The organism is Cognatilysobacter segetis, assembly GCF_004359965.1.
GTDB lineage: Bacteria > Pseudomonadota > Gammaproteobacteria > Xanthomonadales > Xanthomonadaceae > Cognatilysobacter > Cognatilysobacter segetis.
Window position 1 is genome coordinate 46,477 of the sequence record NZ_SMRQ01000017.1, and the last position, 13,753, is coordinate 60,229.

The 13,753-nt window shown below is 69.6% G+C and carries 11 protein-coding genes; 9 read left to right on the forward strand and 2 right to left on the reverse strand.

The genetic code is table 11. The annotated features are described in order from the left end of the window. The first annotated feature begins 114 nt into the window (after positions 1 to 114). Together rpsO and pnp are read left to right on the forward strand one after the other, a co-directional pair. Positions 115 to 375, forward strand: coding sequence for a 30S ribosomal protein S15 (rpsO, locus tag E4F61_RS05645; protein ID WP_133478695.1), 261 nt, complete (start codon positions 115 to 117; stop codon positions 373 to 375). 114 nt (positions 376 to 489) lie between these two features. Further along, a complete protein-coding gene (gene pnp, locus E4F61_RS05650; RefSeq protein WP_133478696.1) occupies positions 490 to 2,598 on the forward strand; it encodes a polyribonucleotide nucleotidyltransferase in 2,109 nt (702 codons plus the stop codon). 106 nt (positions 2,599 to 2,704) lie between these two features. Here the strand turns inward: pnp and E4F61_RS05655 are convergent, their stop codons facing one another. After that, complete coding sequence (locus E4F61_RS05655; protein ID WP_133478697.1) at positions 2,705 to 4,162, reverse strand: DUF1501 domain-containing protein; 1,458 nt, start codon at positions 4,160 to 4,162, stop codon at positions 2,705 to 2,707. A gap of 10 nt (positions 4,163 to 4,172) precedes the next feature. Then, complete coding sequence (locus E4F61_RS05660; protein WP_133478698.1) at positions 4,173 to 5,963, reverse strand: DUF1800 domain-containing protein; 1,791 nt, start codon at positions 5,961 to 5,963, stop codon at positions 4,173 to 4,175. A gap of 182 nt (positions 5,964 to 6,145) precedes the next feature. Here E4F61_RS05660 and E4F61_RS05665 point away from each other — a divergent pair, with 182 nt between their 5' ends. The 7 genes from E4F61_RS05665 to E4F61_RS05695 all read left to right on the forward strand — a co-directional run. Next, the gene (locus tag E4F61_RS05665) at positions 6,146 to 6,760 is read left to right on the forward strand and encodes a CDP-alcohol phosphatidyltransferase family protein (RefSeq protein ID WP_133478699.1); all 615 of its coding nucleotides are present in this window, start codon (positions 6,146 to 6,148) and stop codon (positions 6,758 to 6,760) included. A 52-nt stretch (positions 6,761 to 6,812) separates the two neighbouring features. Continuing rightward, positions 6,813 to 7,736, forward strand: coding sequence for a poly(R)-hydroxyalkanoic acid synthase subunit PhaE (locus E4F61_RS05670; RefSeq protein WP_133478700.1), 924 nt, complete (start codon positions 6,813 to 6,815; stop codon positions 7,734 to 7,736). Beyond that, positions 7,736 to 8,830: a class III poly(R)-hydroxyalkanoic acid synthase subunit PhaC gene (locus tag E4F61_RS05675; RefSeq protein WP_133478701.1), complete on the forward strand. Its 1,095-nt coding sequence runs from the start codon at positions 7,736 to 7,738 to the stop codon at positions 8,828 to 8,830. Before E4F61_RS05670 ends, E4F61_RS05675 begins: the two co-directional genes overlap by 1 nt. A gap of 4 nt (positions 8,831 to 8,834) precedes the next feature. After that, complete coding sequence (gene ligA / locus E4F61_RS05680; RefSeq protein WP_133478702.1) at positions 8,835 to 11,174, forward strand: NAD-dependent DNA ligase LigA; 2,340 nt, start codon at positions 8,835 to 8,837, stop codon at positions 11,172 to 11,174. Then, positions 11,171 to 12,154, forward strand: a complete 984-nt coding sequence (gene epmA / locus E4F61_RS05685; RefSeq protein ID WP_133478703.1) for an EF-P lysine aminoacylase EpmA — start codon at positions 11,171 to 11,173, stop codon at positions 12,152 to 12,154. The genes ligA and epmA overlap by 4 nt, the downstream gene beginning before the upstream one ends. A gap of 104 nt (positions 12,155 to 12,258) precedes the next feature. After that, complete coding sequence (locus tag E4F61_RS05690; RefSeq protein WP_162301416.1) at positions 12,259 to 13,011, forward strand: DUF3011 domain-containing protein; 753 nt, start codon at positions 12,259 to 12,261, stop codon at positions 13,009 to 13,011. Between the two features lie 41 nt (positions 13,012 to 13,052). After that, a partial coding sequence (locus E4F61_RS05695; protein ID WP_133478705.1) for a s-methyl-5-thioribose-1-phosphate isomerase occupies positions 13,053 to 13,753 on the forward strand: 701 nt, incomplete at its 3' end.

Below are 13,753 nucleotides of genomic sequence, written 5' to 3' on the forward strand. Positions count from 1 at the left end.
ATGCGCGCCTTCGGGCACCCCTCATCATCAACCGACGGCCCAGGCGGTGCGTCGGCCCGGAAGTCTTTCCGTCGCCGAATGCGTCTGCAGGGTCCGCGTCTCCAAGGAAACAAGATGTCGATCGATACCGCAAAGGTCATCACCGAACACGCGCGCGGCGCCAACGACACCGGTTCGCCGGAAGTCCAGGTCGCCCTGCTCACCGCCCGCATCGAGCAGCTGTCCGAGCACTTCAAGCTGCACAAGCAGGACCACCATTCGCGTCGTGGCCTGCTGCAGATGGTCAACCGCCGTCGCAGCCTGCTGGACTACCTGAAGCGGAAAGACAACGAGCGCTACAAGGCCCTGATCGAGAAGCTCGGTCTGCGCCGCTAAGCGAGACACCGACCGCGGCGCAGTGATGCGCCGCGGTTTGTTTTGGGACATGCAGAAGCACCGGCCGGGGCAGGGGCCCCGGACGAAACCAAGCGACACAAGGGATCACACAACGTGGCGAAAATTACCAAGACCTTCCAGTACGGCGCCCACCAGGTCACGCTGGAGACCGGCGAAATCGCACGCCAGGCAGGCGGCGCGGTCCTCGTGAAGATGGACGACACCGTGGTGCTCGTTTCGGCCGTCGCGGCCAAGACGGCACGTGAAGGCCAGGACTTCTTCCCGCTCACGGTCGACTACCAGGAGCGTTTCTACGCCGGTGGCCGCATTCCGGGCGGGTTCTTCAAGCGCGAAGGCCGCGCGACGGAGAAGGAGACGCTGATCTCGCGCCTCATCGACCGTCCGATCCGCCCGCTGTTCCCCGAAGATTTCAAGAACGAAGTGCAGATCATCGCGACCGTCGTCTCGATGAATCCGGAAGTCGACGGCGACATCCCGGCGCTGCTCGGCGCGTCCGCCGCGATGGCGCTGACCGGTGCGCCGTTCCAGGGCCCGATCGGCGCCGCGAAGGTCGGCTACATCAACGGCCAGTACGTGCTGAACCCGACCGCCTCCCAGCTGAAGGAATCGCAGCTCGAGCTCGTCGTCGCCGGTACGAAGGACGCCGTGCTGATGGTCGAGTCGGAAGCCGACGTGCTGTCGGAAGACGTGATGCTCGGCGCCGTGATGTTCGGCCACCAGGCCTCGCAGGTCGCGATCAATGCGATCAACGAGCTCGTCGCCGAAGCCGGCACCCAGTCGTGGAACTGGGAAGCGCCGTCGAAGAACGAGTCGATGATCGACGCGCTGCGCAATGCGATCGGTGATCGCCTCGGTGCCGCGTACCAGATCGTCAACAAGGCCGAACGCCGCACGTCGATCCAGACGCTGAAGAAGGCCGCGATGGAGATGCTGCAGCCGCACGTCGAAACGCACGGCTGGAATCCGAACGACGTCTCGAAGGAATTCGGCGAGCAGGAATACCAGACGATGCGCCAGTCGGTGCTGCGCACGCGCAAGCGCATCGACGGCCGTGACCTGACCACCGTCCGCCCGATCACCTCGAAGGTGGGCGTGCTGCCGCGTACGCACGGCTCGGCGCTGTTCACCCGCGGCGAAACGCAGGCGCTCGTGGTCGCGACGCTCGGCACCGCGCGCGATGGCCAGATCATCGACGCCGTCTCGGGCGAGTACAAGGAACACTTCCTGTTTCACTACAACGTCCCGCCGTACTCGGTGGGCGAGACCGGCCGCATGATGGGCCCGAAGCGTCGCGAGATCGGCCACGGCCGCCTCGCCAAGCGCGGCATCCTCGCCGTCATGCCGACGATGGAGGAGTTCCCGTACACCATCCGCGTCGTGTCGGAGATCACCGAGTCGAACGGCTCCTCGTCGATGGCGTCGGTCTGCGGTTCGTCGCTGGCGCTGATGGACGCGGGCGTTCCGATCAAGGCGCCGGTCGCGGGCATCGCGATGGGCCTGATCAAGGAAGGCGACGACTTCGCGGTCCTGTCCGACATCCTCGGTGACGAGGACCACCTCGGCGACATGGACTTCAAGGTGGCCGGCACCGCGGAAGGCATCACCGCGCTGCAGATGGACATCAAGATCCATGGCATCACCGAGGAGATCATGAAGGTCGCGCTCGCGCAGGCGAAGCAGGGCCGTCTCCACATCCTCGGCGAGATGGCCAGCGCGCTGACGACGCCGCGCTCGGAGCTGTCCGAGTACGCGCCGCGCCTGCTCACGATGAAGATCCACCCGGACAAGATCCGCGAAGTGATCGGCAAGGGTGGCGCGACCATCCAGGCGATCACCAAGGAGACCGGCACGCAGATCGACATCCAGGACGACGGCACGATCGTCATCGCCTCGGTCAACGCCGCCGCCGCGCAGGCTGCCAAGGCGCGCATCGACCAGATCGTCTCCGACGTCGAGCCGGGCCGCATCTACGAAGGCAAGGTCGCCAAGATCATGGACTTCGGTGCGTTCGTGACCATCCTGCCGGGCAAGGACGGCCTGGTGCACGTCTCGCAGATCTCCAACGAGCGCGTCGAGAAGGTTTCGGACAAGCTGAAGGAAGGCGACGTGGTGAAGGTCAAGGTGCTGGAAGTCGACAAGCAGGGCCGCATCCGCCTGTCGATGAAGGCCGTCGAGGAAGGCGAGGGCGCCCCCGCCGAGTAATCGGCGCGGCATCCGGCGATTCGCGAAAGGCGGGCTTCGGCCCGCCATTTCGCGTTCTGCGGCGCGGGTGCGCGATGCACGTCGAGCTTTCGCGCCACGCGGGACGCTAGAACACGCGCCGTAGGATCCGGTCGCGCACCGAACCGCCGCGCGCGCGCAGGCCTGCCTCGATGGCGAGGTCCTGGGCGCTCTGCACCGGGGCCGCGGTCGCCATGCTGTACGCACCGACGGACGCCTGCGACGCCGCGGCCATGTCCGTACCCTGCACGAGTCCGAGCGGGGCGTACGCCGCGTAGCCCGGGAAGATCGTCGACAGGTTCGAATTGCGCATCCGGCGGACGAGGATTTCGGAGAGCACGCGACGGTAGTCGGTCGTGACCGGCAGGTCGCCGTTCGCGGACGCGATGACGGCGTCCGTGAGGCCGGGCCACTGGCCGTAGAAGCGTCGACCGTTCACGGCGCCGCCCATGACGAGCATGGGGTTGCCGCACCCGTGGTCGGTGCCGCCTGCGGCGTTCTGGCGGATGCGGCGTCCGAATTCGGACTGCACGACCGTCGTCACCCGCGTCGCCACGCCGCTCGCCTCGAGCTCGGCCTGGAACGCCGACAGCGCCTGCGAGAGTTCGGCGATCTTGTTCTGGTAGTAGTGATAACCCGCACCCGCCGTTCCCTGGCCGTCGTGCGTGTCCCAGCCGCCGAGATCGACGGCGGCGTAACGCAGCCCGACGCCGAAGCGGATCGACTGCGCGACGGTCCACAGCTCGCGCGCGATTGTCGACGTCGGCCACGCGGCCGGCGGCGGCGCATAGGGCTGCGTCGCGACGACGCGCAGCGCCCGCTCGGCCAGTGCGCCGGACGTCTCGAGGCCGGTTTCGCCGCCCCAGAGCTGCTTCAGTGTTTCCTGCATGCCCACGAGCCCGGCGGGCGAGTCGCTGCGCGTCTTCATCCAGGCCCAGGCGCCGCCGTTGAGCTGGAAGTCCGACGGGCTTTCCATCGTGATCGCGCGCGTCGTGCCATTCAGCGACGCCGGCTCGCGCGACATGCAGGCGAGCGCGGCCATCGCGGCGGCGTCCGTGCCCGATTGCGTGGCGATGGCGCGCGCCATCCACCCGCTGTTGAGGCCGCGTGCGGCGCCCTGCTCGATGGCCATCTGCGCGTCGAAATGGCTTCGCGATGCGGAGGTCGTCAGGCCCGCCGCGTGCACGATGGCGACGCGACCGGCATTCCACAGGTCGCGCAGCCCGGTCGCCGACGGATGCAGGCCGAAGTCGCTGGCGCTGCCGTCGGAATACGTGAGCGGCAGCGCGCCGTACGTGCCGCTCGCGGCGATGTTGAGCGAGGGTCGCACCGACTCGTAATAGGCGCGATCGCTGCTGCCCATCGGGACGACGAAGTTGAGCCCGTCCATTGCGCCGCGCAGGAACAGCACGACGACCACGTCGCCGTCGCTCGCGGCCGCGCGCGCATCCGATCCGAAGAGCAGGCGCGGGCCGACGGCACCGGCGGCTGCGGTTGCGCAGGCGCCCTTGAGGAACTGTCGACGGGTGAAGCGGGGGGTATGCATGTCGGCGTCCTCAGCGGCTCAGGAATTCGGGCGAGAGCAGGATCAGCGAGACCGTGCTCTTCAGTCGCGACTGGTTGTAGTGCTTCCTGAGGTCGTTGCCGGACCACACCTCGTCGTCGTTGAGCACGAAGCTGGCCGGGTCGCCGTTCTGTGCGAGGAACTTCACCAGCGCCTGGCGGCGCGCGGAATCGGGTGCGTAGCCGAGCAGGCGTTTGCACCAGTAGTCGACGAGATTCTCCGGCGTCCACCTCGACACGTTGGCGCGCGTCACCTGCAGCACCGGAATGAGCGGGAAGCCCCCATCGGTGGTGTCCGTGAGCCAGTCGAGCATCTTCCACGTCTGGCCGTAGCTGTTGGAGCCGGACCACGGGCTCATGACGTCCGGATAACCGTTCGGCGCCGGCCAGCCGAAGGGGGTGTGGCCGGTGAAGCCGAAGCGCCACGCGAACTCGTCGCTGCGCTCGCCCGATGTTGCGAGCGTCCAGTCCGAACCGCCCGCGCGCATCGCGGCGACGACCGCGGTGAACGGCTTGCGCGACTTGTTGCCCCAGGCGTTGAACATCTCCGTGGAGTTCAGGATGTGGCGCAGCACGTGCACCATCTGGTCGGGCGCCTGCCAGCGGTCGCGGAACACGGCGGCCGCGCTCCAGACCAGCGACGGCGCGGGCGCGTCGTTGATGAAACGCCGGATCAGCTTCGCGCAGATGTGCCGCGCGGTCGCGGGGTGCGATGCGAGGCGGTCGAGCACGTCGCGACCGTCCTTCATGTCGGGCTGCTCGGGGAAGAGCTGCTTGCCGAGGACGGTCTTCGGATTCGCGTCGTGCCATGCGGCCCGGTAGACGAACGTGCCGTCGTTCTCGTTCGGGTACTGCCAGTTGCCGTACTTCAGCGTCCACCCGGTGAACGCCGCGGCGACTTCGTACACGTCGATGTCGGTGTAGCCGGCGGGATACGAGGCATCGGCCGGGTCGCGCGGCAGCGTGGCGGGATCCTGGAAGCCGTAGTAGTTCGCCGTGCCGAGCGTGTGCAGCTCCATGAGCTCGCGTGCCCAGTTCTCGTTCTGGCCGGCCTTCGTGTTCGTGTAGTTGTCGAGGAAGAACAGCATCGTCGGGCTCTTCGCGACGTCCTCGAGCATCGCGCGGAAGTTGCCGAACGCGTGGCGACGGATCACGTCGCGATCGAAGTGCGGCGACACCGGGCCGCCTTCGTAGTCGTAGCCGTTGACGCTGAAATGGTCGTGCCAGAAGTCGACCGCCATCTCCAGCAGCTGGCGTCGCGAGGAGGTGGCGCGCACGAAGGCGGCGCGCTGCATCTCGAGCGCGGGACGCATGCGCACGTCCCAGTCGGGATTCGGCACCACGTGGTCCGCCCAGAGCTGCTGCAGGGACTTGCCGAGCGTGGTGTAGCCCCCCCGGGCGAGGCGCGCGTCGACCGCGCTGTCTTCGATGGACGCGTAATCGAGCTGCCAGTCGACCCAGTTCGCCAGGCGCTGCACGTCGGTCGAGCCGAGGCCCTGGAACTCGGCGAGGCTCGCGGGCGTCGGCCCGAACGAGAGGTTGCGCAGCATGCGCACCGCGAACGGCGCCCGGGCGAGGGTCAGCGTGTCGGGCAGGATGGACGCCGCGCGCGTGTCGGCATCCGGCTCGACGCTGCGCTCGAACGGTTGGCTGCGGATCCGCTGGCCGTCCCCGTATTTCTGCACGAGGGTGGGCGCTGCGGCCGGCGCACGGCGGGAGACGGTCCAGAACGCACCGCGCCGCGTGGCGCGGGCGAGCCGCGCCACATACATCGAACGCTTCATTTCCTTCCTCTGGATCCCCCTCCAGTGCACGCACTATAGGAACGGGCCGACGCGGGAACCGCGATCCGCATCACGGGCATCGCGGCGGCGCGCGGCAAGCGCCGCTTGCCTTTGTGAACCCGCTGTTGCGGGCGTCACACTTTGTTTGGCAGGCTCGACACGACCTGCCGACGGGACCCGCCATGAAGCGCCATTTCTCGATGCTCCGCGACTTCCATCTGGCGGACTGGTTCACGCTCGCCAACGCGTTCTGCGGCACCGGCGCGATCTTCGCCGCGATGCGATTCCTGCAGGAGGGCGTGGTGCGCGACCTGCTGACGGGCATGGCACTCATACCGCTGGCCTTCATCTTCGACGCGCTGGACGGCCGCGTGGCGCGCTGGCGCAAGTCGGCGTCAACCCTCGGCCGCGAACTCGATTCGCTGGCCGACGTGATCTCGTTCGGCGTGGCGCCGGCGTCGCTGGCCTACGCCTGCGGCCTCCAGGGCGGCTGGGACTGGATCGTGCTGAGCTATTTCGTCGGCTGCGGCGTCAGTCGACTCGCCCGCTACAACGTCACGGCCGAGCAGCTGGCCGGCGACGGCGACAAGGTGCCGTACTTCGAGGGCACGCCGATTCCCACCAGCCTGGTGCTGGTGATCGTGCTGGCGGTCGCGGCCGTGCAGGGCGCGCTGGGGCCGGACGTCTGGCTCGGCGTCGTGCGCCTGGGACCGTGGCAGCTGCATCCGCTCGTGCTGCTGTTCGCCATCTCCGGCTCGCTGATGATCAGCAAGACGCTGCGCATCCCCAAGCCCTGACCGGGCGCAAACCCGGCTTCGTTATCATCGGCGTCCGATCGGAGGATTCCCCATGTCGACATCGCCGTTCGGAGCCTCGGGCTTCGGATTTCCCGCGTTCGATCCCGCCCAGTTCGAGCGCCTCGGCCGCCAGTGGTTCGCGGCGTTTTCGCCGGCGGCACCGGCCGCAGCGCCCGACCCGTTCGCGTGGTGGAAGCCCGCGGCGCCGGCCGCTCCGCAGGGCTTCGACCCCACCGCGCTCGCCCAGCAGTGGATGGCGCAGATGCAGCAGCTCGCCGCGCAGTTCGGCGGCGAACCCGCGCAGCCGGCGGACATCGCGCGGGCCTGGCGCACGATGCTGGGCGACAACCCGTTCGCGCAGGCCGTCGCGGCCGGCGCCTTCATGCCGTCCTCGTTCATGCCGCCCGGCGTTGCAGGGGCGCGCGGTCCGTTCGACATGCCCGCCTTCGGCTACACGCGCGAGCACCAGGAACGCGCGCAGGCATTCGCGAAGGCGGCCGCCGACTTCCAGACCGCCGCACAGGCGTTCGGCGGCGTCGTCGCCGAAGCGGGGCAGGACGCGTTCACCCGCTTCGAATCGCTGCTGACGCGCCGTTCCGGCGAAGGCAAGCCGGTCGAGAGTGCGCGTGCCCTGTTCGACCTCTGGATCGACGCCGCCGAGGATGCCTACGCCGATATCGCGCTTGGCGAGCGTTTCCAGTCGGCGTTCGGCGAGTACGTCAACGCACAGATGCGGCTGCGCGCCGCCATGCAGAAGGAAGTCGAGCTGACCACTGGCCAGTGGGGCATTCCCGGTCGCGCGGAAGTGGACGCCGCCCATCGTCGCATCGCGATGCTCGAGCGCGAGCTCGCGCGACTGCGTGCGCAGGTCGACGCGCTGTCGGAGCCTCCGCGCGACGCGCCGCGGCCGGAGCCCGCCGCATCGGCCAAGCCGGCCGCCGCCAAATCCTCGACCCGCAAGACCGGTAAACGCTGATGGACCCGAAGCACGGATCGCCGATCGACATCGGTTTCGACGCGCTCGCGCGCGAAGCGCTGCAGGTGCAGACGCGCCTGCGCAAGGGCGTCGAGACGCTCGCCTCGCTGGACCCCGTCGAGATCGGCGCGAGCGAGCGCGAGGAAGTGTGGCGCGATGGCAAGGTCGCGCTCTACCGGTTCCGGCGCGAGGGCGTCGAGCCCACGGAGACGGTGCCGCTGCTGATCGCGTACGCGCTGGTCAATCGTCCGTACATGGTGGACCTGCAGAGCGACAAGTCGATCGTGCGCGGCCTGCTCGAGCGCGGGCAGGACGTGTACATCATCGACTGGGGGTATCCGGACCGGTCGGATCGCTATCTCGAGCTCGAGGACTACATCCAGCGCTTCCTCGGCGGCGCGGTCGACCACCTGCGCCGGACGCACGGCGTCGATGCGGTGAACCTGCTCGGCATCTGCCAGGGCGGCGTGTTCTCGCTGTGCTACGCGGCACTCAACCCGCGCAAGGTGCGCAACCTGGTCACGATGGTGACGCCGGTGGACTTCCACACGCCGGACAACATGCTGGCCGGCTGGGCGCGGCAGCTGGACGTCGACCTGATGGTCGACACGCTCGGCAACGTACCGGCCGACGTCATGAACTGGTGCTACCTGACGTTGAAGCCGTACCGCCTGCTGGTGCAGAAGTACGTCGGCTTGGTCGACATCCTCGAGGACAAGCGCGCGCTCGAGGACTTCCTGCGCATGGAGACGTGGATCTTCGATTCGCCCGATCTCGCGGGCGAGGCCTTCCGCCAGTTCATCAAGCAGTTCTACCAGCGCAACGGCCTCGTCGAGGGCGGCGTGCGGATCGGCGAGCGCGACGTGAACCTGCGCGCGATCGACATGCCGGTACTCAACATCTTCGCGGAGCAGGACCACCTCGTGCCGCCGTCCGCATCCAGGCCGTTGCGGGGCCTCATCGGCAGCGACGACTACAGCGAGGTTTCGTTCCGCGGCGGCCACATCGGCATCTACGTATCCGGCCGCGCGCAGCGCGACATCCCGCAGGGCATCCACGACTGGCTCGCCCAGCGCTCCAAGGCGGCACGCTGACCGCATGACCCGAGCCGCCGCCCGCGTCGAGACGCTGCGACGCCTCATCGCCGAGGCCAACCACCGCTATTACGTACTCGACGATCCCTCGATTCCGGACGCCGACTACGACCAGCTGATGCGTGAACTCGAGGCACTGGAGTCGGCGCATCCGGAGCTGGCCACCGAGGATTCGCCGACCCGGCGGGTCGGCGCGGTGCCTGCCGGCGCGTTCGCGCAGGTGCGGCATTCGGTGCCCATGCTGTCGCTCGCCAACGCGTTCACCGACGAGGAAGTGGCCGACTTCGAGCGCCGCATCGAGCAGACGCTCGACATCCGCGCACCTGCGTTTTCCGTGGAACCGAAACTGGACGGCCTGGCCGTCAGTCTTCGCTACGAAGGCGGTCGGCTGGCGGTGGCGGCGACCCGCGGCGACGGTACGACGGGCGAGGACGTCACCGCCAACATCCGCACGATCCGCACGATCCCGCTCCGGCTGCTCGGCCGCGGCTGGCCCGACGTGCTCGACGTTCGCGGCGAGGTGTTCATGCCCGTCGCTGCGTTCAACGAGTACAACGCTCGCGTGCTCGCCGAGGGCGGCCGGCCGCTGGCGAACCCTCGCAACGGCGCAGCCGGGTCGTTGCGCCAACTCGACCCGCGCATCACCGCGCAGCGCCCGCTCGCGTTCTACGCGTACGCGATCGGCGCGGTGGAAGGCGGCGATCTGCCGGCCACGCATTCGGCCACGCTGGCACGCCTGCGCGAGTGGGGTTTTCCGGTCAGCGTGGAAAACGACGTCGTGCGCGGCGTCGAGGGCCTGCTGGGCTATTACCGCGCCATCGGGGCGCGACGCGCGCAGCTGCCGTTCGACATCGACGGCGTCGTGTACAAGCTCGACGACTACGCGCTGCAGCGCGAGATGGGCTTCGTCTCGCGTGCGCCGCGCTGGGCGATCGCGCACAAGTTCCCCGCGCAGGAACAGTCGACCGTGCTCGAGGCGATCGACATACAGATCGGTCGTACCGGCGCGGCGACGCCTGTCGCGCGGTTGCGGCCCGTGCAGGTCGCCGGCGTCGTCGTGACCAACGCGACGCTGCACAACGCCGACCAGATCGCGCGGCTCGACGTGCGCATCGGCGACACGGTCATCGTCCGTCGCGCGGGCGACGTGATTCCCGAGATCGTTCGGGTGGTCGAGGCCGAGCGGCCGGCAGGTGCGACGCCCTGGACGATGCCGGGTACGTGTCCCGTCTGCGGGTCCGAGATCGTGCGCGAGGGAGGCGAGGCCGTCTGGCGCTGTTCGGGCGGGCTCGCCTGCGCGGCGCAACGCAAGGAGGCCGTGCGCCATTTCGCCTCGCGGCGCGCGATGGACATCGAGGGCCTCGGCGATCGCCTCATCGAGGATCTCTGCGACCTCGGCTACGTGCGCGAACTGGGCGACCTCTACGCACTGACGCTGGACGATCTGCTCGCGATGAAGCGGCAGGTCGACGCGCGGGAAGCGCCGGTCGAGGCGGTGGACACCAAGCCGCGCGGCAAGGTGGCGACGCGATGGGCGGAGAACCTGCTGGCGTCGATCGACCGCAGCCGTCGCACGACGCTCGAACGGCTGCTGTTCGCGCTCGGCATCGCGCACGTGGGGGAGAGCACCGCGAAGGCGCTGGCCGCCTGGTTCGGCTCGCTCGACACCGTGCGCCGGCTGCCGTGGCCGCTGTTCAAGCTGGTGCCCGACGTGGGCGGGGAGGTCGCGCGCTCGCTCGGCCATTTCTTCGACCAGCCGGGCAACCAGGCGGTGATCGATGCGCTTCTCGAACGCGGCGTCTCGCCGTCGGACGAGCACGCGCCGTCGCCACGCCTGCGCGAGCAGCTCGACGTCGCGACGTTGCTGGTCAGCCTCGAGATTCCGAAGGTGACGCGGCTGCGCGCGGAGCAGATCGGCACCGCGGATGTCGACGTCGCCGGCGCGGATACCGGCACACTCGTGGCGGCGGGCGTGCCTCAGGCGGTCGCCGAATCGCTCGTCGAGTGGCGGTCGGTGCACGGCCACGGCCGGCTCCTGCGGAGCACGTTGGAGGCGGGCGCCGCACTCCTCGCCGCGCTGCCCGTATCGGACGCCGCCGCGACCGGACCGCTCGAGGGCGTCACGGTCGTGCTCACCGGATCGCTCGCGTCGATGACGCGCGAACAGGCCGGTGAGCGCCTTGAAGCGCTGGGCGCGAAGGTGTCGGGCAGCGTGTCCAAGAAGACCGGCTTCGTCGTCGCCGGCGAGGCCGCGGGTTCCAAGCTGGAGAAGGCGCAGGCGCTGGGCGTCGACATCTGGGACGAGGCGCGGCTGCTCGCGTTCCTCGCCGGGCACGACGCGTGAGCGACGCGGCGTCGCGCTGGCCCCCGTCGGCTTCGTCCGAAGCGCTGCGGCTGCGGGCGTCCCTCAACCGGCGCATGCGGGAGTTCATGGCCGAACGGGGCGTGCTCGAAGTCGAGACGCCGATCCTGTCGCGCGCGGGCAATACCGATCCGAACATCGCGTCCTTCCACGTCGAGTTCGGCGGCCGCACCGACGGTGCCCCGCGCACGCGCTGGCTGCGCACGTCGCCGGAGTTCGCGCTGAAACGCCTGCTCGCGGCGGGCGTAGGCGACTGCTACGAGCTCGGGCGCGTATTCCGCGACGGCGAAGCGGGTGGCCGCCACAACCCCGAGTTCACGATGCTCGAGTGGTATCGCACGGGCATCGACCACGCCGTGCTCGCGCGCGAAGTGGCCGAGCTGGTGGAGAGCTGCCTGGCGCTGGTGGGGCGCAGCGCGAACGTGGTCGAGACGACCTACGGCGCGCTCTATCTTTCGCACGTCGGCATCGACCCGCATCGCGCCGACGACGAGTCGCTCAGGCGCGCGCTCGGCGACGTGCGCATCGATCCGTCCGGCCTGACCCGCGACGACTGGCTGGACCTGCTCATGACCCACCGGATCCAGCCGACGTTCCGCGACGACACCATCCACGTGGTGCACGACTACCCCGCATCGCAGTGCGCGCTCGCGCGCGTCCGCGACGGCGATCCGCCGGTCGCCGAACGGTTCGAGCTCTACCTCGGCCCGCTTGAACTGGCGAACGGCTACCACGAGCTGCTCGACGCGACGGAGCAGGCGGCCCGCTTCGCCGCCGACGGCGAGCGGCGCGCCGCACGCGGGGATGGGGCGGTTCCCGCCGACGAGGCGCTGATCGCGGCGCTCGACGCGGGCCTGCCGGCCTGCGCGGGCGTCGCGCTCGGTGTGGACCGCTTGCTGATGGCGATGCTCGGCACGCCCCGAATCGCGGACGTCCTGGCGTTCGATTTCGCCCGCGCATGACGATCGCTGAACAGGCCCGTCGCCCGGCCCGGCCAGACCGCTCGCATTCACCTGCCGGCGCTACAGTCGGTGTGCAACCGGTTCGGGAAGGAAGGGGGCTTTCGATGCGTACGGCACCGTTCGTGGCAGGCGTGGTGATGTTGCTCGGCGTCGCGCAGGGTGCGCGGGCGGCAGGGGACTCGCCGCCCGACGGTCGCGTTATCCGCTGCGAGTCCGTCGACGGCAAGACCCGCGAATGCCCGGTGGATGCGACCGGCGGCGCGCGCCTTCTGCGGCAGCTCTCGCAGGCGTCCTGCGTCGAAGGGCGTTCGTGGGGTCGCATGCGCCGCTCGATCTGGGTGACGCAGGGCTGCCGCGCCGAGTTCCTCGCCTTTTCCAGCGATGGCCGCCGCGGCTACGGCTCGGGCTACGGCTTCGGCAACGGTGGGCCGCTCGGGCGCACGTTGCGCTGCGGGTCGGAGGACGGACGCTGGAAGCATTGCAGCGCCGACACGCGCGGCGGCGTCGAGCTCGTGCGTCAGGTATCGCGCAGCCAGTGCATCCGAGGGCAATCATGGGGCACCGACCACAGCGGCATCTGGGTCAACGGCGGTTGCCGGGCCGAGTTCCGCGTGGGCGATCGCGACACCTATTCGGTGCCGGCCGAGCCGACGCGTTTTCGATGCGAATCCGAGGACGGCAAGCCGCGCAGCTGCGGCTCGGTCGGTCGCGGCGGCGTGCGGCTGGTGCGGCAGCTCTCGCGCGCCGAATGCGTCGCCGGACGCAGCTGGGGCGTCGCGCGCGGGCAGGTCTGGGTCGACCAGGGCTGTCGCGCCGAGTTCGAAACCGGCGGCCCCTGGGCGGACAGCCGCTGGTGACGTGCACCGGCAGCGCATCGCGCCGCCCGTAGAATGACGGCATGGAAGCCGACTTCGATTTCGACCGCTACGACCGCGTCCGTCCGATCCGCTGGACAGGCGACGCCCTCGAACTTCTCGACCAGCGCAAGCTGCCGTTCGCGGTGGAGTACGTGCATTGCGGCGACGTCCGCGCGGTCGCCGAGGCCATCGCCAACCTCACCGTGCGCGGCGCGCCCGCGATCGGCATCGCCGCCGCGTGGGGCGCGGTGCTGGCGGCGCGCGACGTCGAGGCATCGAACGGCCGGGAGGCCCTCGAGCGTCTCGAACCCGCGCTCGCCACGCTGAATGCCGCGCGTCCCACCGCGGTGAATCTGGCCTGGGCGCTGGCGCGCATGCGCCGCGCGCTGCTTGACGCCGGCGACGCCTGGCGCGTCGCGCTCGACCGCGAGGCGAATGCCATTGCCACCGAGGACCTCGCCGCCAATCGCCGCATGGGCGCGCTCGGCGCCGCGATGATCGAACCGGGAAGCCGGGTGCTGACGCACTGCAATACCGGTTCGCTCGCGACGGCCGGCTTCGGCACCGCGCTCGGCGTGATCCGCGCCGGTGTCGCGCAGGGGCGCATCGACAAGGTCTACGCGGGCGAGACGCGGCCATGGCTGCAGGGCGCGCGCCTGACGGTCTGGGAGCTGCAGCAGGACGGCATCGTCCCCACGCTCATCGCCGATTCCGCGGCCGCGCACCTGATGCGCACCGGCGC